Here is a 1808-nt window from a genome sequence, read left to right as displayed (position 1 = left end):
TCCGCGCGGGAGCGGGGCGGGCCCCTCGCCGAAGTAGCGGGCGTGTTCCGTCGCGGTGCGCGGTGGGTCCGGGTCCTCCTTCGCCGCGGCGGCGAGCGCCGCCCGCGCGTCCACCGTGCCGAAGCCGCGGGCGTCGTCGTGGCCGCCGGACGGGCGGGCGCTCGCGGTCTGTTCGAGCAGGGCCCGGACGCGGTCGGGAGCGAGGTCCGGGTGGGCCGCGCGCAGGAGGGCGACCGTGCCGGAGACGAAGGCGGCGGCGGCGCTCGTGCCCCAGCCCTCGTAGTAGCGCAGGTCGGGGTTGAGGGTCACGATGTCGTCGCCCGGGGCCGCGACGGTCGCGTACCAGCGGCGCGTCGAGAAGCGCGCGTGCTCGCCGTAGCGGTCGACGGCCGCGACCGCGATGACGCCCGGGTAGGCGGCGGGGTAGGAGACGTGGTCGCCCTTCTCGCCGTCGTTGCCGGCCGAGGCGACCACGACGGCGTTCTTGCCGAGCGCGTACCGCACGGCCGCGTCCTGCGCGGGCTGCGGGCGGGCCTCGGTGCTGTCGTCGCCGAGCGAGAGGTTGATGACGTCGGCGCCGTGGTCGGCCGCCCAGCGGATGCCCTCGGCGAGCGCCTCGCCCCGGGTGCGCCCGGCGCGGGGCCGCTGCGGGTCCTCGTCCTCCAGGATCACGCGCACGGGCAGGATGCTCGCCTCGGGCGCGATGCCCATGACGCCGTCGGCCGCGCCGGGCCCGTGGCCGTGCGCGGCGATGATGCCGGCCATCGCGCTGCCGTGCTCGGCCCAGTGCTTCTCGCCCGCGTGCGCGCCGAAGCCGACGAGGTCCTTGCCGGGGAGCACGTTCCCGGTGAGGTCCGGGTGGTCGGCGTCGACGCCCGTGTCGAGCACGGCGACGGTGACGCCCTTGCCCTTCGTCGTGGTCCAGGCGCTCTGCGCGTGCACGGCGCCGAGCCCCCACTGCTGCGCGCGGATGCCGTCCGCGGCGGCACTGTGCGCGGGCAGCAGGACGAGGGCGAGGCTCGTGGCCCCGGCGAGGAGGGTGCGGCGGGCGGTCATCCGGTGAGGTTCCCCGTGGGAGCGGCGGCCTCGGTGAGGGCGCGGTCGGTACGTGCCGCGAGCGCGGCGGCGTCGTGGCCGAGCCCCGAGAGGGCCACGGTGCCCTCCTCCCCTTCGCGGGTCGCGCGCGCGGCGGGGACCGGGGTGCTGAAGGAGCGTCCGTCGGCGAAGCCGGAGACGGCCCAGACCACGACGGGCAGGTCCGCGCGCACCGCGAGGCTCCAGCTCACGCGCTGCCGCGCGCCGAAGCCCTCGGCGAGCGTGCCCCTCGGCCCGTAGGGGAGGGGGAGCAGGTCGGTGCGCGTGTCGAGGTGTTCGGCGCGGAAGCGGGTGCGCAGCGCGGCCATCCCGGCAGGGTCGGCCCGCGTGAAGAGGAGTCCCACGGTGGTGAGGTGGCTGCGGGTCTCGTCGGTGTACGTGGCGCGCAGCAGTCGCAGGCATCCGGCGGGGGCGAGGGCCTGGCGCAGGAGCGGGTCGAAGGCGTGCGCGCAGCCGCTGTCGGGGGCGACGGCGATCCGCGTCCAGGTGCGGTCGGCGCCTCCGGGCCCGGCGCCCTTCCCGTGCACGACGGGTGCGAAGAGCGTGTCGACGGGGACGCTGTGCCAGAGCGCGGCGGCGGCCTCGTACCGCGTCGGTGCGGCGGGCTCCGCTCCCTCCGCGAGCACGCCGCCCGCCACGGCCCCGCCGACGAGCCCGAGCCCGAGGACGAGACAGACGGCCGCGGAGACGCGCGAGCGGGGCCGGGCCGCCGG

2 protein-coding genes are annotated in these 1808 nt (G+C 77.9%); both read right to left on the bottom strand.

What is annotated here, in order from left to right; translation table 11 throughout:
* A partial coding sequence (mycP, locus tag G3I42_RS27325; RefSeq protein ID WP_164290304.1) for a type VII secretion-associated serine protease mycosin occupies positions 1-1056 on the bottom strand: 1056 nt, incomplete at its 3' end.
* Positions 1053-1808, bottom strand: a 756-nt coding sequence (locus tag G3I42_RS27320; protein ID WP_203607412.1) for a hypothetical protein, incomplete at its 5' end; no start/stop codon positions are given. The genes mycP and G3I42_RS27320, both read right to left, overlap by 4 nt.

Origin of the sequence: Streptomyces sp. SID11385, from assembly GCF_010548245.1 — a bacterium.
GTDB lineage: Bacteria > Actinomycetota > Actinomycetes > Streptomycetales > Streptomycetaceae > Streptomyces.
The sequence above is the reverse complement of the archived record's forward strand: the minus strand, read 5'-3'. Positions and strand labels throughout refer to the sequence as shown.